Source organism: Thalassotalea loyana, assembly GCF_030161435.1.
Classification (GTDB): domain Bacteria; phylum Pseudomonadota; class Gammaproteobacteria; order Enterobacterales; family Alteromonadaceae; genus Thalassotalea_G; species Thalassotalea_G loyana.
On the sequence record NZ_BSSV01000007.1, the window covers coordinates 119,281 to 141,409 of the forward strand.

The window sequence follows — 22,129 nt, forward strand, 5'->3', positions numbered from 1 at the left end:
GCGTTATTAAACGCTGACCCTTTTTTGTTATTTTATATTGTTGGTTTGGGACATAAAGGTTTGATAAAATTGACGCATTAAGTGGATTTTAGGTAAATAGTTATGGCGACAGCATGTGCACGACATATTTTGGTTAAAACGCAACAGCAAGCGTTAGATATAAAAAAACAACTAGATAAAGGTGCTGATTTCGGTACGTTAGCTAAGAAATTCTCAACATGCCCATCAAAGAAGAAAGGGGGAGACTTGGGAGAATTTCGTCGAGGTCAAATGGTCAAAGCGTTTGACGATGTTGTATTTAAAAAAGAGGTTTTAAAAGTGCATGGCCCCGTAAAAACAAAATTTGGCTTTCACTTAATTCAAACGATCTATCGTAATTAATCGTCTTTACTCTCTTCGGCTTCAAGTGCCTTTTTACGTGCTTCAACTTTGGCTTTCTGCTCATCAGTTAAATGAAACTTAGTCGCTGACTGTTTGAGCAGTAGAACCCCACTCACGACGGTTCCCAGTACAATAACGATTAGTATTATTTCTTGCCAACTCATTTTGCTCTCTCGTTTAGGTTACTTTTTATGCGTTTGTGATACGTAAGTTTGAAAATTAAAAAAAACACGAACTCAATGATAATTATTGATAGCAATATCGATATATTGCGTGTAACGTATTTCCCATAACGATAATAAAATCTGATTATATGTCTAAATCAGGTTACAAAACTATATCTTTCAGCAGGGTGAACTATGTTAGAACGCTTGAATCTTAAGCTTCTTCTACCACAAGTAATTGTCGGTATTCTACTTATCTTTGTTTTAGCCGTATTTACAGACGCTTCAGTGCTTACCTTAGGGTTAGTATTAGTGCTATTAGCTGTGCAATTTGTTGCAAGTTATATTTGCTCAAACATGTGGCTGGCAGTCCGTTTAGAGCGTCTTAGAAGTTATTTAAATTTAGTAACAAGCACGGAAGAGGCACCAAAAACGCCGCTACGTGATGGTATTGATGACGAACTCGGTCGAATTATTAATCAACTAAGTGCATTTATTGGTAATCTTTCCGATGTGATCAAGGAGATTCGCCGCGAGTCAGAATTATTAAGTTCAGGTTCAACTAAGCTAGCTGAGCAAATGAGTACGTCAACAGACTCTCTAAGCACTACAAGTAATCAAATTGAACAGATGGCAGATTCAATCAATCAAGTGGCAAGTACATCGTCAATTTTGTCAGAAAGTGCTTCACAAGTGAGTGAAACAACCAGTCAAGTGATGGATATCTTAATGCAAGGTACTCAGTCATCAAACACTAGCCAGCACACCATTGAATCTTTCGCTTCAGAAGTTAATGGGATGGCAAATGATATTGCGTTGTTACAAGAAGAGAGTGCCCGCATCGGCTCTGTATTAGACGTTATTCGTGGTATTGCCGAGCAAACTAACTTATTAGCACTGAACGCGGCAATTGAAGCTGCGAGGGCAGGTGAGCAAGGAAGAGGCTTCGCTGTTGTAGCGGACGAGGTTCGAGCGTTAGCTCATAGAACACAAGAATCTACTGTAGAAATTCAATCTATGGTAGAGGGACTACAAGAAAAGTCTACAAATGCAGTAGATGCGATTTCTCGAGGGCAGTCATTGACACAAGAAAGTCTTACGCACTCTCAAGAAGTTGTTAATGCGCTAACTCAAATCGGTGATGTTTTTGCTGAAGTTGATAACCTAACATCGCAAATAGCAAGTGGTACGGAAGAGCAACAACGCTCAACGGCTTCTATCAACGATAATATGGCAGCGATTGTTGATCTGTCACGTGAGATAAATCAAGGCCTGATGTCTGTTAGTGAACACGCTGAAATGCAACAAACAACGGCGAATGAAGTTGATCATACATTAAATCGAATTTGTGTATAAACGCTCTTCGCCAATAAAAAAAGGTCGCTTTACGCGACCTTTTTTTATTGGCAATGATCTATCAAAATCTTCAGAACGATTAATTAAGGTAACCTTTGGGCAATTGCATTGTTAAACAGTGAAGACTACCAAACTGCTCAATGATAGCTAAGCAGTCGATCCCGATGATTTGGCGATCAGGAAACGCTATGGCGATTTTTTCTAAAGCTTTCCTATCATTTTCATCTTGATAAGTTGGGACTAAAACCGCGTTGTTAATGATTAAAAAGTTAGCATAGGTCGCAGGGAGCCGATCTCCTTCACTATTATACTTTGCAGCAGGTAATGGCAAAGGCACGAGGTTAAATTTTTCGCCGTGCTTAGTTTCAAATTGCGTTAATTCTCGCTCCATTAATGTTAGCTCAGGAAAGTGTTCGTCTTCCTCTCGGTAACACTTGGTATACAAAATCGTGTTATTTGGCGCAAAACGACACAGTGTATCGATATGAGCGTCCGTATCATCACCTATTATATCTCCATGGTTTAGCACTAATGCCTGATCTAAACCTAATGTTGTTAAGAGATGTTTGGAAATTTGCTCATGCGTGTAGTTAGGATTTCTGTTTGGGTTAAATATACATTTGGCCGTAGTGAGTAAATGGCCTTGGCCATCGCTTTCAATAGCGCCGCCTTCTAATACAAAATCGATGACTTGATGTGAGTCGAGTTTGATATCTTGATGTTTAAAAAGAGCTTGATTAATTTGGTTATCGAGCGACGAAGCAAACTTATTTCCCCAACCATTGAAAGTAAAATCAAGAGCTTTGATGTCATCAGATGACACTAGAGTAATTGGGCCATGATCTCTTGCCCAGGTGTCATTGGATGGACTGATTATGAAAAGCACGTTGTTACTAACTAAAACATTTGCCTGCGCAAGCAAATGAGTAACATGGTGTTTGATTGAGTCATCATGACAAACAATCACAAGTTTTTGATGTTTAGTAATGGCGATACAAATATCGACAAAAACGGGTTCAACTTTTTCTAGAATAGGTTGCCAATCGGTTTCCTTGTGAGGCCAAGTGAGCATGATCGCATCCTGCTCAATCCATTCAGCAGGCAATGAATACTTATTTTTTGTCATGACTGGTGTTTATTAATCTTGTGGCGATTGTCTTCGCTGCTTTGCTAACGATTGTAACTCTTTTGCCTGGATGTGAAGGCTAGCCCGCACGAGGATGTCCTGATCGACTTCTCTTATCTGTTGAAAAATGACGGTATAAATCGTTCCTGTTTCACTTTGTTCAGCGTCAATTATTTCAGCATGGCTATAGATAGCGACATTCTCTACATCGAGAAATATTTTCAGCTCAATGAGTTGACCCAATTCAAATGACGATTCACTTGTAAACTTGATTCCCGAACCTCCAAATAGCACACCTTTTGCGCGAGCGTCGATATCATCATGTTGCTGCAAAATATAACCAACAAGTAAATCAATTTTACGAGATTGATGTTGAAGGTAGTCGGTTAATTGATTTGAGACGCCACGCATCGATTGAATTGAACGTAAAGCGCTTTGGTCAATTGATGCGTTGTCTGAAGAGAGAAGAAAAGGTACTGGGATTAAGCTTTCAAAGGTTTCTTCACTTACAGGTGATACCAGTGGATTAACGTTAACATTAAACGAATGGGCAATTGAAAAAAACTCTTCAAATTGTGCTAATTTTTCTGATTGGCTTAATTGGCTCATAACTATCCTAATCGCTTTTTCTAACATTATATGTAGATACCACATATCTAGGCTAGTATTTGTTAGCGAATAATAGGTAATTTGCAAGAAACTTCACCACTAAGGGAACTGAGCTAACATTTGGTTATCTAAGCAGAAAATCTATGGTAAGCTCTTTCAAAAATGATCTTGGTTAACCATAGCCAATCAACCACTTTTAACTGACCCGAGCCATTTTAGTTTCATGTTACAACCTGTCAGCCTATTTATCGGTTTACGATACAGTAAAGCGCGCTCAAAAAGTGGCTTTGTATCATTCATTACGTTTTTTTCTATTATTGGTATTTTACTTGGTGTTAGTGCGCTAATCACGGTTGTTTCTGTGATGAATGGCTTTGAGAGTGAACTAAAAAAGCGAGTGCTTGGCATTGTTCCTCACATCGTTTTAAGTAGTGATAAACCAATAGAAAACTATTCAGACCTTATCGAAAAGGCAGTGCAACACCCACATGTTGTCGGGGTTTCTCCTATTATTGAGTCAGAAGCCATAATTCAATCTTCATCGAGTCTAAAAGGCGTGTTGCTAACGGGGGTTTTACCTGTTTACGAAACGAAAAGTATGGTGAAATTAAGTACCGAGTTTGGAGAATTTGAAGCGCTTAATGAACCCGGTTATAACCTGGTTATCGGTCGCTCGTTAGCTCGTCAGCTTAGTGTTAACGTTGGTGATGATGTGCGAATTGTTCTCCCTAATCAAACTCGTTTCACTCCGATGGGAAGAGTGCCAGTACAACGAATTTTCAAAATAGCTGGTCTATTTAATGTGGGCTCTCAAATAGATGACTCCGTTGCCTATGTTCATTTAACGAAAGCAAACCGACTTTTACGAACTCCTATAGATGATGTTACGCAACTTCGATTCTACCTAGACGATGCGTTTGTAGCTCAACAGGTCGTTGACGACTTTGCTAGCGAATTGATGCACTACGAGGTGAAAGTCTGGCAGGAGTCACAAGGTGCTTTGTTTAGCGCAGTAAAAATGGAAAAGCGCATGATGTGGCTGATGCTGAGTCTAATCATAGCAGTAGCGGCGTTTAATATTGTCTCTGCGCTTGTTATGGTGGTTGTTGATAAACAAGGTGAAATTAGCATACTGCAAACTTTAGGCTTGAATCGCTTTGCCATATTAAAAATCTTTATTACCCAAGGCATGGTCAATGGCTTATGGGGTACGGCACTCGGCACAGTATTAGGGGTAATGATTACTTTTAATATTAATGATCTACTTGCATTAATGAACATCAACCTATTTGGTGCCGCATATGGTAGTCAACAGCTTCCTATTTTATTTCAACTCAACGACTTAGCATTCATTGTTATTGGAGCACTTACATTGACGTTGCTTGCAACCTTGTATCCAGCATACCGTGCCTCTAAAACAATGCCTGCGCAGGTATTAAAACATGAATAACGTATTATCTTGTCAGTCTTTACATAAAGAGTACGTGCAAGGACAGAACGCAACAAGCGTGTTGCAAGATCTCAATTTGACAGTGTCTGAGGGCGAGCTGGTTGCCATTGTTGGGCGTTCGGGTTGTGGTAAAAGTACCTTTTTGCATATTGCGGGGGCACTTGATAAACCATCTAGCGGCCAAGTATTGATTAATAACATCGATATTCATCAGCTAAGTGAAAAACAACAGGCAAAATTTAGAAATGAACACCTGGGTTTTATCTACCAGTTTCATCATTTGATGATGGAGTTTAGTGCTGAGGAAAATGTTGCCATGCCGCTATTGATTGCCGGCGTTTCACCTAAACTCGCAAGAGAGAAGGCACAAGATATGTTAACCAAAGTAGGGCTTTCACATCGATTTGAGCATCGACCAGCTCAGCTTTCAGGTGGTGAACGACAGCGTGTTGCGATTGCTCGTGCGCTTGTTAATGAACCTTCATTAGTGCTTGCTGATGAGCCGACAGGGAATTTAGATTCTGACAGCGCAGAACAGATTTACCAATTATTGCTCAGTTTAAATGAAACATTAAAAACGAGCTTTGTGATTGTCACGCATGATTTATCGCTAGCGAGCAAAATGCATCGTCAGTTGAGTTTAAAACACGGCCAGCTAACTCCGTTGACACTCGAGAAAGGTTAACCTTGATGGCGAATTCTTTTAGTTATTTTCTTGCTAAGCGCTATTTGTTTAACCGTCATCAAAGTGGGTTTGCCTCCTTTATTTCAGCGTCTTCAACACTTGGCATTATGCTCGGCGTTTGTGTACTGATTGTCGCCTTATCGGCAATGAATGGCTTTGAACGTGTACTTGCACAAAAACTTCTGTCTATCGTCCCTCATGGTGAGCTGATTAATGTGGAAAGTCCGATGAGTCGATGGCAAGACAACATTAATACTATGGTTGAACACCCAAATGTTGTTGCTGGCGCTCCTGTTATTAAGTCGCAAGCTATGCTTCAGAAAAAAGGCGAGTTAAAAGGTGTTGAGTTGCGCGGTGTCGATATCATGCTTGAACAACAAGTTTCAGACATTGCTGAGTATATCAATGCAGGGGAGTGGCAAAAGTTATCGCAAGAAAACGGTATCGTTATCGGACAAGGTATTGCGGATAAACTAAATTTGTCTGTAGGTGACAATGTTCAATTGCTGCTTTCTAAGGTTAATTCAGGCAAACTTTCACATAAGTTTCCTGCACCAGCAGTTTTCAATTTAACGGTAGTAGGAACATTTAGATTTGGTGGTGTTATTGATGATAGTTTGGCATATATTAATCTTGCCCAAGCTCAGTCATTTTTAGATCTCCAATTAACTCAAGTTCATGGTTTACGTTTAAAAGTAGATAGTATATTTAATGCGCCGGGTATTATGCGCCAAGCGGCAAACCAGTTGACACGAGATTATGTGTATATTTATGACTGGACACGAACGCAAGGCCATTTGTTCGCAGACATACAATTAGTTAGGGCAGTGATGTATTTGGCACTTTCTATGGTTATCGCTGTGGCGAGTTTTAATATTGTCTCAACACTGATTATGGTGGTGAACGAAAAACGAAGCGATATTGCGATCTTGATTACCATGGGAGCTAGTGCTCGAACAATTATGAGTTGCTTTATTTTACAAGGATTGAGTAACGGTATCATTGGCACATTGCTTGGCACTGGTTTAGGTATATATTTAGCTGATAATCTAACAAATATTGTGCGTTACTTCGAATCGTTATTCGATACTCAGTTTTTATCTGGCGATGTGTATTTTATTAATTACATTCCAAGTTACATCCAATCGCAAGATGTTATTTGGACGGTGTTGATTGCCCTGACAATGAGTTTAGTTGCTACTATTTACCCAGCCTGGAGAGCGACAAAAGTCTCCCCTGCACAGGTACTTGGTCAATCGTAAACGTATAAAAAAGCCTAACGTGATGTTAGGCTTTTTTGTTTTAAGCTATCTGCGTGCGTCTTGTCGCTTCTTCCATTCCTTTGCGACTGAGTAGCGCCAAAGGCCATGAATACCAAAATAACCAATAATGCTAAAAACGATGGCTAGTACGCCACAGCCAACTAAAAAGGCAGGCCCAATGGTTGATAAGCTATCAATGACCCATTGCCATGATGCCTCGAATTTAAACTCTTGTTTAGGCGCATTCATGATGACCGCACCTACCACATAACATGCATAAAATATTGCTGGCATTGTTATCGGGTTGGTTATCCAAACAATAGCAACCGATAATGGTAAATTGGCATGTACTATAATGGCTGTACCAGCCGCTAAAATCATCTGAAATGGAACAGGGATAAACGCGAAGAATAAGCCAATAGCAAAAGCTCTGGCTACACTGCGACGATTTAAGTGCCATAGATTAGGGTTGTGTAAGAAGTCACCAAATACCTGCAAATGCTTATTGTTGCGAATGGTATTATGGTCTGGCATGAAGCGCTTAATTGTCTTTTTAGGCATAAATAAAACGGATTTAAATCACTATGGATAGGTGGTTAATTAGTTTCATACAGGGAGCATTATTGTCCCTATTTTTCACTTCACAACCAAGTGTTTTTTACATTAACGTGTTTATTATACTTGGTTTATTGTGTTTGTGTTTAAAAAAACTGCGTTTCATTGGCGCAATTTTATTAGGTGTGAGTTGGGTTCATTATCATGGTGTAGTGTATAACGACATATATCAGGTGAACCAGATGGAGAAACAGTCTGTTTCGCAGGCTGCAAAGCTTATTGAGTTCGAGGTTGTTGATATCCCACAAATCAAAGCTGCAAGCATTAAATTTGCCGCTGAAATTACTGTGATGGATGGTCAAACATTAAAGGAGCCGATATTCGCTCGATTGACATTCAGTCATAAATATTTACCTCAATCTTCTGTCAGAGAATTTTCATTTCAGCAAGGACAACATTGGCGAGTAAAAGCAAAGCTTAAGCCAGCACATGGTGTAGCAAATCCAGATAGCTTTTCGTATCAGCGCTGGCTTAGAGAAAAGGGTTATCACGTTACCGGGTATATATACTCAAAGCCGCAAGCGTTACCGCTTTTGTTGGATTCCGATATTAGTTTTCGCCAACAACTTTTCAACCAAGTCAATCGTTCTCTTGAGCACAATAACTATCGAGGACTGGTTTTAGCACTAGGGTTTGGCGAGCGGTACGCAATTTCAAAACAGCAATGGAGCGTATTGCAGGCGACGAATACGAGTCATTTGATCGCAATATCAGGTCTACATATAGGTTTGATTTTTGGTTTTTCTCTTTTGTTATTGTCTTTACTCGCGCGAGTATGTGTCATTTTGTTGGGAATAGGCCTTAAGACTAGCAGTTTATCCTTGTTGACCCATGCCAATATCAGAATACTATTACTGTCATCCGCTTTGTGTTGTGCGGCGTTTTATGCCTATTTAGCAAACTTTTCAATGCCAACAATCAGAGCGTTGATTATGTTATGCCTATATGTCAGCTCGGTAATATTTGCCTATCAAATGACGAGAACTCGTCTGCTTTTATTAACGGTAAGTATTATTCTATTGATTGAGCCGTTAGCTTTTATTAGTCCTAGTTTTTGGCTCTCGTTTATCGCTGTTAGTACAATATTTCTAGTGCTTTGGCGATCTGAAAACTGGCGCATTACTTTTAGTGAAACCATCTCAAGTCAATTAATGACGCGTTATCCACATCAATCAACAAGTGGCAGACATGTGAAGATAAAGCAGTGGACCTATGCACTGAGTAGCGCGTTGTTTATTCAACTCGGTCTCAGTGTGCTGCTGATGCCTGTGACTGCTTTACTCTATCAGCAGGTCTCGTTAAGCAGTATTCCAGCAAATTTAGTTGCCGTGCCATGGATGAGCATTTTTACCATCCCTTTGGTGCTATTAAGTATTGTCGAGGCTGTCGCCAGTGGTTATTTGAACGCTGACTCAATTCGAATTTTAGAGTGGTTAAGCACAGTGTCTCTAAAGCACATTTTTTCATATCTTAGCTGGCTCGCATCTTATGAATATATGCGCTGGCCAATAAGTGAAACGACATGGCTTATACTCACAGTTTGCATCGTCATAATTTTAGGCCTTTGTCTCTCTAAAAGGGTTACAGGCACATTATCTGTTGGTGCCTTAGCGATGGTGGTGTGGGTTGGAGGCCTATTATTAGCGAACGTGAATCAAGGGAGTTGGCAGGTACGAGTGTTCGATGTTGGTCATGGGTTAAGTGTATTGATAGAGCGAAATGGCAAGGTCATTCTCTACGATACAGGAGCAGGATTTCCTAATGGCTTTAGTTTTGCTCAAGCGGCTATCCTCCCACATTTAACAGCAAAAAAGATTCAAACAATTGATTATTTGGTGTTAAGTCATAACGATAATGATCATCAAGGTGGCTATGCGGAGTTAGCCAATCGTGTTGAGTTAACCCGAGTATTGTCCTCCTATCCGGTACCGCTTTTGAAATCACAGAAGCCAAGACCCAAATTACTATCGTGCAATCACTCTTTCCAGGCTGCTTGGCAAGGGTTGTCGATTGAGATTCTATCGATTAAATCGGAGCAATCAGGTCATAAATCACCAATGAGCGACAACGATATGTCATGTGTAATTCGAATCGGAGATGGTAAACAATTTATTTTGCTACCAGGAGATGTGACACATAAAGTTGAGTCTATGCTAGTGCGTACTCATGAAAACAAAATAAACGCAGATGTGCTTATTGCACCCCATCACGGATCAAAAACGTCATCTACAGTGAAATTTATTGATGCCGTATCGCCGCAGATTGTAATTTTTAGCACTGGCCATTTAAATCGCTGGAATATGCCCCATAAACAAGTTAAGGAACGCTATCAAAAGCAAGGTATTTCTATGCTAAATACAGCTGATGTAGGAAGTATCTTGATAACGTTTAGTCAGAAACATGGTAGCAATCCGATCTCTATTGAGACGCAACGCCAAGATGAAAGACCATTTTGGATTTTTAATTAGTTGGTATCACCATAATTTAGCGTTAAAATAATCGCTTATCGAAAAATTGAGACAATAAATGCGAACAACTCAGAAAGCTGCGCCTGATGCGGTAAAGCAATTAGAAAAAACAAACCAGCATTCAGAAGACACTTTTAAACGCCTCTTAGGGTATATGAAGTCCTATAAAAAGGGCTTCATCGCTGCTATTTTGGGCATGTTAGGGTATGCGGCCGTCGATAGTTTTGTTTTCGCTCAATTACAGCCGTTAATTGATGAAGGTTTAATGGGCAAAAGCCCAGGTTTTATGAAGTGGGCGCCAATATTCGTGGTGGTTATGTTTATCCTGCGTGGTGCATTTCATTTTATTGGTAACTATTGTTTAGCCTGGGTTGGTAACCATGTTGTTACTGACTTACGTCAAGAGCTGTTTCAGCACATAATTTCTATGCCAGTGAGTTATCACGACAAAAACTCTGCGGGCACGTTAATTTCAAAGATTACCTACGATACCGAACAAGTGCTGACAGCGTCGAGTAAAGCGTTGTTAACCTTGGTTCAACAAGGCGCGTTTGTGACCGGTTTGTTGATTGTCATGTTTTATAATTCGTGGCAACTTTCTGCTATTTTTCTAGTGTTAACGCCTGTTATTGCTGTTGTTGTAAGCGCAGTTTCTAAACGATTTCGAGCAATTAGTAAAAATATGCAAGACACGATGGGAGAAGTTACCACAGCGTCTGAACAAACAATCAATGGACATAAAGTCGTTTTAACATTCGATGGCCACAAACGAGAGAGTGAACGTTTTTCAGCGGTGAATAGACGAAATCGTCAGCAGCGTATGAAGATGGTTGCAACGAAATCAGCAAGTGTGCCCGTTATTCAAATTATTGCCTCTTTTGCATTAGCATTCGTTCTTTATTTTGCCAATACAGAATCGATGAGAGAGTCGCTAACGCCCGGCAGTTTCACTACTGTTATTACCTGTATGGCAATGTTATTACGTCCATTAAAGCTGTTAACAACGGTAAATAGTGAGTTTCAACGCGGTATCGCGGCATGTGCCAGCATTTTTCAGGTGTTAGACGAAGAGACAGAAAAAGATTCAGGCACAAAATCTATCGAGCGTGCAAAGGGTAACGTGAGTTTTGACCGTGTTAACTTTACCTACGATGGGGAAGATAAACCTGCGTTAAAAGATATTTCCTTTGACGTATCTCCAGGGCAAACCATTGCATTGGTTGGGCGTTCTGGGTCAGGTAAATCGACACTGAGCTCTTTATTACTTCGCTTTTATCAAGCTGATCAAGGTAACGTGCTAATAGATGGCGTTGATATCAATGAATATCGCTTACATGATTTACGTCATCAGTTTGCTTACGTGTCTCAACAAGTTGTTTTGTTTAACGATTCAATAGCTAATAACATTGCCTATGGTAAGCCTAATGCGACTGAAGAAGAGATCATCGCTGCAGCAAAAAGTGCCCATGTGTGGGAGTTTGCTGAAACCTTGCCAGATGGTATTCACAGTAATGTAGGCGAAAATGGGGCGCTGTTATCAGGTGGTCAAAGACAACGTGTGGCGATTGCTCGGGCAATTTTATGTGACGCACCGTTTTTAATCTTAGATGAGGCGACGTCTGCACTCGATACTGAATCGGAAAGACATATTCAGGATGCGTTAAATACGTTGCAACAAAACAGAACATGTTTGGTGATTGCACACCGCTTATCAACAATTGAAAATGCAGACAGTATCTTGGTGCTTGAGCAAGGTGAAATTATTGAACAAGGTAATCATCAAGAGTTAATTGCGCAAGATGGTGCCTATGCTCAGTTACATAAGTTGCAGTTTGGTTGATCTCAATGCGATTAATTGAGCGCGTATGGTTTGAAAAGCACCCAGCACGTTTTGTATTGGTGCCATTGTTGTTTCCCTTGTCGGTATTATTTTATGTTATCACTAGCGTAAGAAAATATGCTTACAAAACAGGGCTTGTGTCACACTTTCGAGCAAATGTGCCTGTTATCATTGTTGGAAATATTGGTGTAGGTGGTAATGGCAAAACGCCAATAGTGCTTTGGTTGGTTGAACTACTCAGAAAAAGAGGTTTTAAACCAGGTGTAATCTCGCGCGGCTATGGGGGTAAAGCGCCTTATTATCCTTATTTGCTTGATGATAACTCACAAGTTCAGTTTAGTGGCGATGAGCCATTTTTAATCTTTCAACGCACAAAAGTGCCTGTTTGTGTTGGTGCGAATCGCCAGCAAAGCATTGAGAAACTGCAAGCGAGTGGTTGCGATATTATTATTGCTGATGACGGGATGCAACATTATAAGCTAGGGCGTGATATTGAAATAGCCGTTGTTGATGGTAAAAGACGTTTCGGTAATGGTTTATTGTTGCCAGCTGGCCCGTTACGAGAGCTACCTAAGCGGTTAGCAACAACAGACTTTGTTATTTGTAATTCTGGAGAATCACATATAAATGAAGTCCCAATGTCTCTTGCGCCAGGCTATTTTGTTAATTTAATGACGAACGAAAAGCTATCAATCAAAGCGTTCAACGAAAAATACCAGACGGTTAATGCAATCGCAGGGATTGGCGCACCAAAGCGATTTTTTGACACCTTGACGTCAATTGGCGTACAAATAAACGAGAGCAAAGGCTTCGTTGATCATCACCAATTTCAAGCTGAGGATTTTAGTCAATTACCAGAGCCACAGTTACCATTACTGATGACAGAAAAAGATGCTGTTAAATGCAAAGATTTTAATCTAGCGCATGCATGGTACTTAACTGTTGATGCAAAATTACCTGATTCATTTAGTCAATCGCTGCTTGAACAAATAGCGCAAATAAATACGCACAGCAGTGATATACTTTAACCAAATAAATAGACCGATATAAAGAGATTATTATGGCGTTTGATACACAACTTATGGATATTCTTGCTTGCCCTGTTTGTAAAGGGAAACTTGATTATGACAAAGAAAACCAAGAGCTAATTTGTAAGTTTGACCGACTGGCTTATCCAATTGAAAAAGATATTCCGGTATTACTAGAGAATGAAGCTCGTCGATTAACGCAAGAGGCATAATAATCATGTCGTTTATCGTAGTCGTTCCAGCGCGTTATCAATCAAGTCGATTACCAGGAAAGGTACTGGCTGAAATCGCCGGCAAACCAATGATCCAATGGGTTGTAGAAAAAGCAAAAGCAAGTGGTGCAAAACAAGTTATTGTTGCAACGGACAATGAGCAAGTCGCAAAGGTAGTCGAAGGTTTTGGTGCTGAGGTATGCAGAACACGTGAGGATCATCAGTCAGGGACCGAGCGTTTAGCAGAGGTCGTTGAAACATATAACTTCGATGATGATCAAGTGATTGTGAATGTTCAAGGTGATGAGCCTTTTATTCCGATTGAAAATATTGCGCAAGTAGCGAGTAATTTAGCTAACCAAACGCAAGCTCGAATGGCGACGCTGGCGATGCCGATTGACGCCGTTGACGAAGCCTTTAATCCTAACGCAGTTAAAGTTGTCACTGATAAAGATGGCTATGCGTTGTATTTTTCTCGCTCCACTATCCCATATGATCGCAATGCGTTTCTTGGTAAAGATACTGTTGATAGTATTGGCGATTTTTATTTACGACATATTGGTATATATGCATACCGTGCCGGGTTTATTAAAGATTATGTGAGTTGGCCTGCGAGTGAGCTTGAACAAGTGGAGTCATTAGAGCAGCTAAGAGTGTTGTGGCAAGGTGAGAAAATTCATGTTGCGCCAGCCAAAAAACGCTTGCCTGTTGAAGGTGTTGATACACCAGAAGACCTAGAAAAAGCACGTACTTTTGCCAAAACACTTAACTTATAAGGGCTCAGACATGACAAAACATGTAGTAATTACAGGTGCAAATCGTGGCATTGGATTGGCAATGGCAAGTTGCTTTAAGTCACTAGGTTACAAGGTAACTGGCGTTTGTCGACAGTCGAGCGAAGCATTAAATACTATTGCTGATAACGTTATTGCCACGATCGATGTTGCAAATGATGCTGATGTTAGCCGTTTATCTCAGTCGTTGAGTGGACAGCCTATCGATGTGCTTGTCTGTAATGCAGGGGTATTGCGAGATGAAGGTTTAGGTGATTTAAACCTATCTACAATTCGAGAGCAATTTGAAGTTAACGCGCTAGCACCGATTAATATCGTTGATAAGTTATCATCGTCGCTTGCTGATGGGGGCAAGGTCGCTATGATCACCTCCAGAATGGGGTCAATTGCTGATAATGGTTCTGGTGGGCGTTATGGCTATCGCATGAGTAAAGCCGCGTTAAATGCTGCTTCAATGTCTTTAGCTCGCGATCTCGCTGAGCGTCAAATCGCCGTAGGTATATATCATCCAGGTTATGTGCAAACGGATATGGTTGGAGGTCGTGGCGATATACCTGCAAGTGAGGCTGCGAGTAGGCTCACTGGGTTAATTGACAATTTAACTATGTCAGAGTCCGGAGTGTTTAAACACTCAAACGGTCAGACGCTTCCTTGGTAGTTAGCTAATCTATATTTACGATGAAAGAGAGTTATCAGCGAATTTGGCAAACAATCCAAGCGATACCCGCGGGAAAAGTTGCAAGTTATGGCCAGATTGCTGATTTAGCTGGGTTGCCAGGCCGGGCTCGACTTGTCGGCAAAGCGTTGAAGTCAACAGATGATGGACTATTCAATGGCTTGCCAATTCCTTGGTATCGTGTTGTTAATTCTCAAGGTCGTATCTCGTTGCCAGCTGGATCTCCTGAGTATGATAGGCAAGTTACAGCGTTACAGGATGAACAGGTTGTCGTACTTAATGGCAAAATCAAACTTAATGAGTTTGGTTGGCAACCTGACTTATCTGAATTACTTTTCTCACTCAAATTCTAAATTTAATCAAATTTTACAAAAAAGTGCTGTTAACAATATTTTAACGTGCTGATTTGTTATATTATCTCAAGCGTTTTTACATTCTAATTAAATTACGTTATTAAAACGCGTGATAAAAATAAGAAGACCAAATCTTTAAATGGATTTACATTCAGGAAAATTTACTATGTTAAACAAAAGATTGATTAAGGCGTTGTCGGTAACGTCCTTGCTATTTGCTGGCGCAGTGCAAGCTGACGAAGGCATGTGGCAACCACATCAACTACAAGAAATAAGTGGCAAACTAAAAAAAGCTGGGCTTGATTTAGATCCAACGCAAATGGAAAACCTAAATCAGTTTCCAATGAATGCAATCATCAGTCTAGGTGGCTGTACTGCATCATTTCTTTCTGACGAAGGCTTAGTGGTAACAAACCACCACTGTGCTTATGGCTCGATTCAATATAACTCTACCGAGAAAGATAATTTATTAGAGCAAGGTTTTGTTGCTAAAACTAAAGCTGACGAACTTCAAGCGGCTCCTGGCTCACGAGTTTATGTGACTGAGTCACTGACGAACGTTACTGATAAGATTACTGGTTCAATTCCAAGTAACGTGGAAGGACAAGCATACTTCAGTGCAATTGAAAAAAATGAAAAAGCGTTAGTTGCAGCGTGTGAAACGTCTCAAGACTATCGTTGTGAAGTCTATAGCTTTCATGGTGGTTTGGAGTATTTCTTAATTAAACAACTAGCGATTCGCGATGTTCGTTTAGTTTATGCTCCACCAAACAGCATTGGTAAATTCGGTGGTGATACAGACAACTGGATGTGGCCACGTCACACTGGTGATTGGGCATTTTACCGTGCGTATGTAAACAAAGATGGTCAGCCTGCTGATTACTCAAAAGACAATGTTCCTTTCAAACCAAAAGCATTTTTAAAAGTTAATGCAAGTGGTGTTGAAGAAAACGATTACGTGATGGTACTTGGTTACCCAGGTCGCACAAATCGTTACCGTATTGCGCAAGAGGTGGAGAACCAATTCAATTGGGTGTACCCAACAGCAAAACGCTACCGTGAAGAGTACATTGACATCATCAAGACAACTGCACCTGCGGGCAGTGAAGCAAGAATTAAGTATGAAAGCACGTTAGCAGGTTTGGCTAACTACGCTAAAAACTACGGCTCGATGATTGAAAGTTTCCACAAAGGTAACATGCTTGAGCGCAAGCAAGCTGAATTAAAAGATTTACAAGCGTGGATCAATGCATCTAAAAAGCGTAAGAAAAAATACGGCAAAGCGTTAACTGAGTTAAATGAATTAATTGCTCAGAGCCAAGAAAATCAGCAGCGTGATTTAATTTTAGCTTACATTGGCCGTACTAGCATGATGGGTGTTTCAAAGCGCCTATTACGTTTAGCACATGAAAAAGCGAAACCAGATGCAGAGCGTAAGCAGGGCTACCAGGAACGTGACATGAATCGTTTCACTCAAGGAATGAAACGTGTAAACCGTCGTTATGATGCTGAGGTTGATAAAGCGGTACTTAATCACTTTTTAGCACAATATGCCCAATTCCCTAAATCTGAACGTAATGAAACATTTGATAAGTTCTTCGGTTTAGATAAAGCATTTGACGCTAAAGCACTTGCTGCCAAGCTTGATATGATGCACAGCAAAACTTCGTTAGATGAAGAAGCGGTTCGTTTAGCGTGGATGGACAAGTCAGTTGAAGAGTTCAAACAAAGTGATGACCCATACATTCAGTTTGCTGTTTCTCAATATGAGAATGATCGTAAGCGTGAAAAAGCGGCAGAAGAGTTAGCAGGTAAATTAGCTCAAGCGCGCCCGCAGTTTATGGCTGCTATGATTGCCTACAAGAAAAGTAAGGGTGAGCCAGTATACGCGGACGCTAATAGCTCGTTACGTATTACCTACGGTAACGTTAAGGGCTACTCTCCACAAGATGGTTTAACTGCGACTCCGTTTACCACATTAGAGGGTATGTTAGCTAAGTATGTTGCTGGTGACGATGAGTTTGATTTATTCGAGAACATTCGTACAGCTATCGCTAACAAAGACTATGGTAAGTATAAGCGTGAGAGCCTAGGCTCAGTTCCTGTTAACTACCTATCAACGTTAGATATCACGGGTGGTAACTCTGGTTCACCAACGTTAAACAGCAAAGGCGAATTCGTTGGTCTTGTATTCGATGGTGTATATGAGTCGATTATCGGTGACTGGGATTACGATACTAAGTTAAACCGTGCGATACACACTAGCGTACCGTTTATGCTTTGGACAATGGAAAATATCGACGGTGCTCAAAACATTGTTGATGAAATGACGATTGTTAAATAAAGTGAATTAACACGAATATTAATAAAAGAGCAGCTTGTTAGCTGCTCTTTTTTATTTAGTATTTTCTTTGTAATAACGGTCTTTGATGTAGGCGATAACATGTTTTATTTGACTCTGTGCGTGCCTCTTACCTAAGTAATATGCGTACATTTTTCTGGTTCTAGGTGCAAAACCTTCAATTGTTAATTCTATTACATCTTCATTGTTGACCATTACTTTGGGCAACATTGCAATACATTGTCCTTTCTCGACACTATGAAGTGCTAGCCCTAAATCATCAACGGTTAACTTTTTATTAGGACTTATGAGTTGTTCTCTATTGGTAACATCATGTACAGCCCAATGCGTTATAGGGTTGGATACCACTGCGGGTAAATTTGCAATTTCTTCGATAGAGAGTGCTGTTGATTGCAAATCATGTTTTTCAAAGAGAGATTGATGGCAATAAAAGCCATAAGGAATGTCCCAAAGCGGTATAGCTATTGCGCTAGAGTCTATTAGCGGGCCCACCCTAAATGCTAAATCAATATCATCTTTTATTAAGTTTTTATTGTCATTAGATAGTGATATATCAAGTTCAAGCTGTTGATGAGTAGAAACAAAATCAATTAACCATGCCCCCAGAAAGTCGATACCAGCCCTCACTGGCATTGAAACGCTTAACTTCCCTTTGAATGTCACTTCATCATCAATAGCAATAACAATAGATGCTTTAATGTTATCGATATGCAGCACCGTTTCTTCATATAGCGCTTGCCCTCGAGAAGACACTTGGACATCTCTTGTTGTGCGGTGCAATAACGTTAATCCTAAATTATTCTCAAGTGCTTCTATTCTTCTACTCACCGTGCTGTGAGGTACTGAAAGTTTCTCCGATGCTTTCTTTAAACTTCCTGTTTCAACAACAGCACAAAAGATAACAATATCATCGAGTATTCTTTTCATAAGCAACCATCAATTTTTTCTTTATTATTCCAATTATGGGATTGTGTTGTCCAGTATTGCTCATTTTTTCTTATTTATCACAGCGCTATGATTACCTCGTTGAAGTTAAAAATTAAACGTGTATGGAGCGTATTATGAAAGCAGTTTTGTTAGAGCAAACCGGTGGGGTGGAACAGCTAAAGTGGACAGATGTTGAATTACCCAAGCCTAGGCTAGGTCAGGTTTTAGTAAAGGTTGAAGCTGCACCAGTAAATTTTATCGATACCATTATTCGAGAAGGAAATATGCCGCCAGGTATGATGCCTAACTTACCATTCATATCCGGTGTTGAAGGAAGTGGCATTGTTGTAGATAGTAATGGAACGGATTTACAAGAAGGTGAAAAGATTGCATTTTTGGGACCTATTGGCGCGTCTATGTACGCACAATATACGGTTGTTGATGCAAACAAACTGATTGTTCTTGATAAATCTACAGATTTGATCGAAGCCGGCGCTATGCCAGTGACTTATTTTACTGCTTATCATATGTTGCATAATGTGGTTCGCGCTGAAGCCGATAAGTATGCTCTGGTATATGCGTCCACAGGTGGCGTTGGTACGGCTCTCATCCAATTAGCGAAAGCGGCTGGTGTGAAAGTTATCGCGCTAGACAGGAAGGATGAAAAAGTTAAACAAGCGTTAGACCTTGGTGCCGATTATGCGTTTAATTCTACAAAAAATTGGGTTGATAAAGTTAAGGAAGTCACGAATGGAAAAGGCGTCAATTATATTTTTAACCCTGTCGCGGGCGATACCATAAAACAGGACTTAGACGTGTTAGCAACACTTGGTCATATTGTAATTTTTGGCTTTCTCGCAGGGGTGGGCGAATCTAATTTACAAGCAGAAGCTGTCAACCATTTTGGCAAGTCGCCTACCATTACGTACTCAGAAATTTATGCAACGTACTTTAATCAATTCAGTACAGTTAAATCATCATTAGAACGTGTATATCAGCTGTTAGCGCAAGGCAAAGTTTCACCTGTTTATTCGACAATGCCAATTGCCGATGCAAGTGAAGCTCATGAGCTATTACAGTCGGGGAAGGTCATGGGTAAAATTGTACTTGTTCCATAATATCGACAAAATAGAGCAACACTAGTTGCTCTTTTTGATCTGACATATATTAACGAAAGAACAAGTTAACATAATTACAAAAGGCCATGCGTTGACAGATATTGGCTTGCCAAATCCTTTGTAAGTGTTACACCTTGCTGTTGAGCTTCGTCAATTTTAGCAAGCATAATCTTGTGGGTTTCACCTAACTCTTGTGCTGTAGAGTAGGGCATAGCACCAAACATAACCATCGCATATCGAGGCGTAAATTGTTCAGGAAACCATGATTGGAGTTGATGTGCGATCGCTTTTTGCCGGATAAAACTCTCCTTTGCAACGCTCGAACGCATCTCGATATAGTTTTCTAACGCCATATCGGCAATTGCATTAGCATTCGGTTTACGAAGAGATTCTGTATTGCTGAAAATCGTTTGCCAATCGGCGTTATTTTCTGAAGATGGGACTTGTATGAGTAAATCAAAGCAGTCTTCAAAACCACAATTCATTCCTTGACCATGGAATGGAACGATTGCATGCGCCGCATCACCCAGTAATAAAGCTTTGTCTTGGTAATGCCATTGTTGGCAACGAACAGTAGCCAGATTTCCCGTTGGGTTGGATTCGAAATCTCCTTCTAAATTATTGATAAGTGGATAGACATCAGGGAATTGTTGTTTGAAAAAATCGTGAATTTTCGCCGGTGTCGTAAGCGCTTCAAAGCTTTGTTCACCGATTTTTGATAAAAATAATGTTAGCGTGAAACTACCATCTAAATTAGGCAATGCAATTAACATGAAGTCTTCGCGAGGCCAAATGTGCAAAGCGTTGACTGCCAGCTTGTGTTGTCCTGAACTGTTTGGCATAACACATAGTTCTTTATAACCATGACCCAGCTGCTCGACATTGACGTTCTCTCGATTCGTTGTTTTTTCGGCTATTGCCTCTCTAAGTACCGAGTTTGCACCATCGGTCCCGATAATTCTTTCAAACCTCTGATTTGGTTGGCTTGATGAGTTAAAGGTAATAATGCCGGTATCTAAATCAACTTGCTTAACTCTATGCTCGAAATGCAATGCCACATTAGGTAATTTTTCTGCTTCATCAAGTAATAACGCATTTAGTTGGCCGCGAGAAACAGAGTAAATTACATCGGCATCTTTAATGCCATAGGGCTGGAATTGCTCTTGCTCTCCAATGATATGAACCATGCGGCCTTTCATTTCGATCAGTAGTGGCATAACTAAATCAAGCACACCTTGCTGTTCGAGTGCTTTCATGCCGCGATTAGCAAGAGCCAAGTTAATTGACCTTCCTGCTGATATATCGCTTTTTCGTAAATCTGAACGAGACTCGTAAACGGTTACTTGATAGCCTTTTTTTGCCATTCCCAATGCGAGTAGCGAACCAACGAGGCCAGCACCTATGATTGTAATTGACTGATTGTTTGACATCTTAATTCTCCAAACAACGTTTTAAAATCTGCACAAAATGGTAGACATCACAAAAACTGTTATACAACGGCACAGGGGCAAAGCGCATAACATTTGGTTCTCGCCAGTCTAATGTGACACCGTTCTTTTCCAAGGCATTAAATAACGCTTTACCATCGAGGCCTGTTTTAGTCACCATCAACGATAATTGACAGCCTCGCTGTTGTGGATCCATTGGCGTGATAATTTTCATGTCATTACTTAGCTCGTGTGTGAGCAAGTCAACCGCATATTGCGTTAGCTTTATCGATTTTTCACGAAGTGGTCTTAGCCCTCCGGCCATTGCAAATGTTTCAAGTGATCCTCTAATAGCAGCTAGCGACAAAATCGGTGGGTTGGATAGTTGCCAACCTTCTGCCGTAGGAATAGGGATGAATTTATTCTCCATTTTGAAACGGCTTTGCTTGTCATGTCCCCACCAGCCGGCAAAGCGGTTTATTGCCGGATTTTGGCAATGTTTTTGATGAATAAAGCAACCTGCAACTGAGCCAGCACCAGAATTAAGGTATTTGTAGCTGCACCAACAGGCAAAATCTACTTGCCAGTCGTGCAGTGATAACTCGATATTGCCAGCTGCGTGAGCCAAATCAAAACCAATCGTTATGCCGTAACTGTGGGCAATTTTTGTGAGTTTTTCGATGTCTAATACTTGCCCCGTGTAATACTGAACGCCAGGCAATAAGATTAACGTAATGTCTTGATGGTTTGTCTCAAGTAGCGCTTCAAAGTCTTCGATATGAAGCAATTCGTCTTCTCTTGGTTGCCACAGAATTAAGTCGCTCTCGTTAAAACCATGATGTTTCAATTGAGAGCATACAGCATAGTGATCTGACGGGAATGCATGATCCTCAATCAATATTTTACGTTTATGTTGGTTTGGTTGATAGAAACTTACCATCATCAAATGTAAGTTCGCCGTTAGTGAGTTCATCATGACGACTTCTTCTTCAAGCCCTCCCACTAACTCTGCACTATGTTTAGTGAGAAACTCATGATACGGCAACCAAGGGTAATCACCTTCAAAGTGACCTTTGACACCGTACGACTGCCACGCATCGAGCATTTGGATCACGTTCTCTCTAGCTCTTTGGGGCTGAAGCCCCAACGAATTTCCGGTGAAGTAATACTCTGGCTCACCATTGGCTTGTTTAGGAATACTAAATTGAGCGCGCATGTGTTTAAGGGGGTCTTGGTTATCAAGCGCCTGTGCAAAAGTTAACGTTGGTTCAAACAT

At 40.5% G+C, this 22,129-nt stretch carries 21 protein-coding genes; 14 read left to right on the plus strand and 7 right to left on the minus strand.

Features of this window, described 5'->3' with window-relative positions:
- The first annotated feature begins 102 nt into the window (after nucleotides 1-102).
- Nucleotides 103-381 carry a peptidylprolyl isomerase gene (locus tag QQK05_RS14895; protein WP_284300006.1) on the plus strand — a complete coding sequence of 93 codons (279 nt, stop codon included), beginning with the start codon at nucleotides 103-105 and terminating at the stop codon, nucleotides 379-381.
- On the opposite strand, the gene QQK05_RS14900 is transcribed toward QQK05_RS14895, so the two are convergent.
- Complete coding sequence (locus QQK05_RS14900; RefSeq protein ID WP_284300008.1) at nucleotides 378-545, minus strand: DUF2897 family protein; 168 nt, start codon at nucleotides 543-545, stop codon at nucleotides 378-380. The two genes, QQK05_RS14895 and QQK05_RS14900, sit on opposite strands and share 4 nt — an antisense overlap.
- A gap of 195 nt (nucleotides 546-740) precedes the next feature.
- Between QQK05_RS14900 and QQK05_RS14905 the strand changes: the two genes are divergently transcribed.
- Nucleotides 741-1,901 carry a methyl-accepting chemotaxis protein gene (locus QQK05_RS14905; protein WP_284300010.1) on the plus strand — a complete coding sequence of 387 codons (1,161 nt, stop codon included), beginning with the start codon at nucleotides 741-743 and terminating at the stop codon, nucleotides 1,899-1,901.
- Nucleotides 1,902-1,980: 79 nt separating this feature from the next.
- On the opposite strand, the gene QQK05_RS14910 is transcribed toward QQK05_RS14905, so the two are convergent.
- Nucleotides 1,981-3,027 carry an agmatine deiminase family protein gene (locus tag QQK05_RS14910; protein ID WP_284300012.1) on the minus strand — a complete coding sequence of 349 codons (1,047 nt, stop codon included), beginning with the start codon at nucleotides 3,025-3,027 and terminating at the stop codon, nucleotides 1,981-1,983.
- Nucleotides 3,028-3,039: 12 nt separating this feature from the next.
- On the minus strand, nucleotides 3,040-3,636 hold the full coding sequence (locus tag QQK05_RS14915; RefSeq protein WP_284300014.1) for a PilZ domain-containing protein: 597 nt from the start codon (nucleotides 3,634-3,636) through the stop codon (nucleotides 3,040-3,042).
- Nucleotides 3,637-3,859: 223 nt separating this feature from the next.
- On the opposite strand from QQK05_RS14915, the gene QQK05_RS14920 reads away from it, so the two are divergent.
- The 3 genes from QQK05_RS14920 to QQK05_RS14930 are packed head-to-tail and all read left to right on the plus strand — an operon-like array spanning nucleotide 3,860 to nucleotide 7,033.
- The gene (locus QQK05_RS14920) at nucleotides 3,860-5,086 is read left to right on the plus strand and encodes a lipoprotein-releasing ABC transporter permease subunit (protein ID WP_284300016.1); all 1,227 of its coding nucleotides are present in this window, start codon (nucleotides 3,860-3,862) and stop codon (nucleotides 5,084-5,086) included.
- Nucleotides 5,079-5,771, plus strand: coding sequence for a lipoprotein-releasing ABC transporter ATP-binding protein LolD (gene lolD / locus QQK05_RS14925; protein WP_284300018.1), 693 nt, complete (start codon nucleotides 5,079-5,081; stop codon nucleotides 5,769-5,771). Before QQK05_RS14920 ends, lolD begins: the two co-directional genes overlap by 8 nt.
- 5 nt (nucleotides 5,772-5,776) lie before the next feature.
- Nucleotides 5,777-7,033, plus strand: coding sequence for a lipoprotein-releasing ABC transporter permease subunit (locus QQK05_RS14930; RefSeq protein ID WP_284300020.1), 1,257 nt, complete (start codon nucleotides 5,777-5,779; stop codon nucleotides 7,031-7,033).
- A 45-nt stretch (nucleotides 7,034-7,078) separates the two neighbouring features.
- Here QQK05_RS14930 and QQK05_RS14935 read toward each other — a convergent pair whose 3' ends face one another.
- Complete coding sequence (locus QQK05_RS14935; protein ID WP_284300022.1) at nucleotides 7,079-7,594, minus strand: DUF2062 domain-containing protein; 516 nt, start codon at nucleotides 7,592-7,594, stop codon at nucleotides 7,079-7,081.
- A 23-nt stretch (nucleotides 7,595-7,617) separates the two neighbouring features.
- Here QQK05_RS14935 and QQK05_RS14940 point away from each other — a divergent pair, with 23 nt between their 5' ends.
- From QQK05_RS14940 to QQK05_RS14975, 8 genes are all read left to right on the plus strand, one after another.
- The gene (locus QQK05_RS14940; RefSeq protein ID WP_284300024.1) at nucleotides 7,618-10,116 is read left to right on the plus strand and encodes a DNA internalization-related competence protein ComEC/Rec2; all 2,499 of its coding nucleotides are present in this window, start codon (nucleotides 7,618-7,620) and stop codon (nucleotides 10,114-10,116) included.
- A 58-nt stretch (nucleotides 10,117-10,174) separates the two neighbouring features.
- Nucleotides 10,175-11,956: a lipid A export permease/ATP-binding protein MsbA gene (msbA, locus tag QQK05_RS14945; RefSeq protein WP_284300026.1), complete on the plus strand. Its 1,782-nt coding sequence runs from the start codon at nucleotides 10,175-10,177 to the stop codon at nucleotides 11,954-11,956.
- Nucleotides 11,957-11,961: 5 nt separating this feature from the next.
- Nucleotides 11,962-12,984, plus strand: a complete 1,023-nt coding sequence (gene lpxK / locus QQK05_RS14950) for a tetraacyldisaccharide 4'-kinase (protein ID WP_284300028.1) — start codon at nucleotides 11,962-11,964, stop codon at nucleotides 12,982-12,984.
- Nucleotides 12,985-13,016: 32 nt separating this feature from the next.
- The gene (locus tag QQK05_RS14955) at nucleotides 13,017-13,196 is read left to right on the plus strand and encodes a Trm112 family protein (protein ID WP_284300030.1); all 180 of its coding nucleotides are present in this window, start codon (nucleotides 13,017-13,019) and stop codon (nucleotides 13,194-13,196) included.
- A 5-nt stretch (nucleotides 13,197-13,201) separates the two neighbouring features.
- Complete coding sequence (gene kdsB / locus QQK05_RS14960) at nucleotides 13,202-13,972, plus strand: 3-deoxy-manno-octulosonate cytidylyltransferase (protein WP_284300032.1); 771 nt, start codon at nucleotides 13,202-13,204, stop codon at nucleotides 13,970-13,972.
- A gap of 10 nt (nucleotides 13,973-13,982) precedes the next feature.
- A complete protein-coding gene (locus tag QQK05_RS14965) occupies nucleotides 13,983-14,648 on the plus strand; it encodes an SDR family oxidoreductase (RefSeq protein WP_284300034.1) in 666 nt (221 codons plus the stop codon).
- 20 nt (nucleotides 14,649-14,668) lie between these two features.
- Nucleotides 14,669-15,019 (plus strand): MGMT family protein, encoded by a 351-nt coding sequence (locus QQK05_RS14970; protein WP_284300036.1) that lies wholly within the window; start codon nucleotides 14,669-14,671, stop codon nucleotides 15,017-15,019.
- A gap of 166 nt (nucleotides 15,020-15,185) precedes the next feature.
- Nucleotides 15,186-17,363, plus strand: coding sequence for a S46 family peptidase (locus tag QQK05_RS14975; RefSeq protein ID WP_284300038.1), 2,178 nt, complete (start codon nucleotides 15,186-15,188; stop codon nucleotides 17,361-17,363).
- A 51-nt stretch (nucleotides 17,364-17,414) separates the two neighbouring features.
- Here QQK05_RS14975 and QQK05_RS14980 read toward each other — a convergent pair whose 3' ends face one another.
- Nucleotides 17,415-18,308, minus strand: coding sequence for a LysR family transcriptional regulator (locus tag QQK05_RS14980; protein WP_284300040.1), 894 nt, complete (start codon nucleotides 18,306-18,308; stop codon nucleotides 17,415-17,417).
- A 134-nt stretch (nucleotides 18,309-18,442) separates the two neighbouring features.
- Between QQK05_RS14980 and QQK05_RS14985 the strand changes: the two genes are divergently transcribed.
- Nucleotides 18,443-19,426: a quinone oxidoreductase family protein gene (locus tag QQK05_RS14985; protein WP_284300042.1), complete on the plus strand. Its 984-nt coding sequence runs from the start codon at nucleotides 18,443-18,445 to the stop codon at nucleotides 19,424-19,426.
- A 74-nt stretch (nucleotides 19,427-19,500) separates the two neighbouring features.
- Here the strand turns inward: QQK05_RS14985 and QQK05_RS14990 are convergent, their stop codons facing one another.
- Nucleotides 19,501-20,856, minus strand: a complete 1,356-nt coding sequence (locus QQK05_RS14990) for an FAD-dependent oxidoreductase (protein WP_284300044.1) — start codon at nucleotides 20,854-20,856, stop codon at nucleotides 19,501-19,503.
- A 1-nt stretch (nucleotide 20,857) separates the two neighbouring features.
- Nucleotides 20,858-22,129 (minus strand): kynureninase, encoded by a 1,272-nt coding sequence (kynU, locus tag QQK05_RS14995; protein WP_284300046.1) that lies wholly within the window; start codon nucleotides 22,127-22,129, stop codon nucleotides 20,858-20,860.

Excerpts from the sequence above, each read along its gene's own strand:
- QQK05_RS14990 (WP_284300044.1), bottom strand. The coding sequence starts at position 20,856 with ATGTCAAACAATCAGTCAATTACAATCATAGGTGCTGGCCTCGTTGGT.
- QQK05_RS14900 (WP_284300008.1), bottom strand. The coding sequence starts at position 545 with ATGAGTTGGCAAGAAATAATACTAATCGTTATTGTACTGGGAACCGTC.
- QQK05_RS14970 (WP_284300036.1), top strand. The coding sequence starts at position 14,669 with ATGAAAGAGAGTTATCAGCGAATTTGGCAAACAATCCAAGCGATACCC.
- QQK05_RS14985 (WP_284300042.1), top strand. The coding sequence starts at position 18,443 with ATGAAAGCAGTTTTGTTAGAGCAAACCGGTGGGGTGGAACAGCTAAAG.
- QQK05_RS14940 (WP_284300024.1), top strand. The coding sequence starts at position 7,618 with ATGGATAGGTGGTTAATTAGTTTCATACAGGGAGCATTATTGTCCCTA.
- QQK05_RS14975 (WP_284300038.1), top strand. The coding sequence starts at position 15,186 with ATGTTAAACAAAAGATTGATTAAGGCGTTGTCGGTAACGTCCTTGCTA.
- kynU (WP_284300046.1), bottom strand. The coding sequence starts at position 22,129 with ATGTTTGAACCAACGTTAACTTTTGCACAGGCGCTTGATAACCAAGAC.
- QQK05_RS14920 (WP_284300016.1), top strand. The coding sequence starts at position 3,860 with ATGTTACAACCTGTCAGCCTATTTATCGGTTTACGATACAGTAAAGCG.
- lolD (WP_284300018.1), top strand. The coding sequence starts at position 5,079 with ATGAATAACGTATTATCTTGTCAGTCTTTACATAAAGAGTACGTGCAA.
- msbA (WP_284300026.1), top strand. The coding sequence starts at position 10,175 with ATGCGAACAACTCAGAAAGCTGCGCCTGATGCGGTAAAGCAATTAGAA.
- QQK05_RS14955 (WP_284300030.1), top strand. The coding sequence starts at position 13,017 with ATGGCGTTTGATACACAACTTATGGATATTCTTGCTTGCCCTGTTTGT.
- QQK05_RS14965 (WP_284300034.1), top strand. The coding sequence starts at position 13,983 with ATGACAAAACATGTAGTAATTACAGGTGCAAATCGTGGCATTGGATTG.
- QQK05_RS14935 (WP_284300022.1), bottom strand. The coding sequence starts at position 7,594 with ATGCCTAAAAAGACAATTAAGCGCTTCATGCCAGACCATAATACCATT.
- QQK05_RS14905 (WP_284300010.1), top strand. The coding sequence starts at position 741 with ATGTTAGAACGCTTGAATCTTAAGCTTCTTCTACCACAAGTAATTGTC.
- QQK05_RS14895 (WP_284300006.1), top strand. The coding sequence starts at position 103 with ATGGCGACAGCATGTGCACGACATATTTTGGTTAAAACGCAACAGCAA.
- QQK05_RS14910 (WP_284300012.1), bottom strand. The coding sequence starts at position 3,027 with ATGACAAAAAATAAGTATTCATTGCCTGCTGAATGGATTGAGCAGGAT.
- kdsB (WP_284300032.1), top strand. The coding sequence starts at position 13,202 with ATGTCGTTTATCGTAGTCGTTCCAGCGCGTTATCAATCAAGTCGATTA.
- QQK05_RS14915 (WP_284300014.1), bottom strand. The coding sequence starts at position 3,636 with ATGAGCCAATTAAGCCAATCAGAAAAATTAGCACAATTTGAAGAGTTT.
- QQK05_RS14980 (WP_284300040.1), bottom strand. The coding sequence starts at position 18,308 with ATGAAAAGAATACTCGATGATATTGTTATCTTTTGTGCTGTTGTTGAA.
- lpxK (WP_284300028.1), top strand. The coding sequence starts at position 11,962 with ATGCGATTAATTGAGCGCGTATGGTTTGAAAAGCACCCAGCACGTTTT.
- QQK05_RS14930 (WP_284300020.1), top strand. The coding sequence starts at position 5,777 with ATGGCGAATTCTTTTAGTTATTTTCTTGCTAAGCGCTATTTGTTTAAC.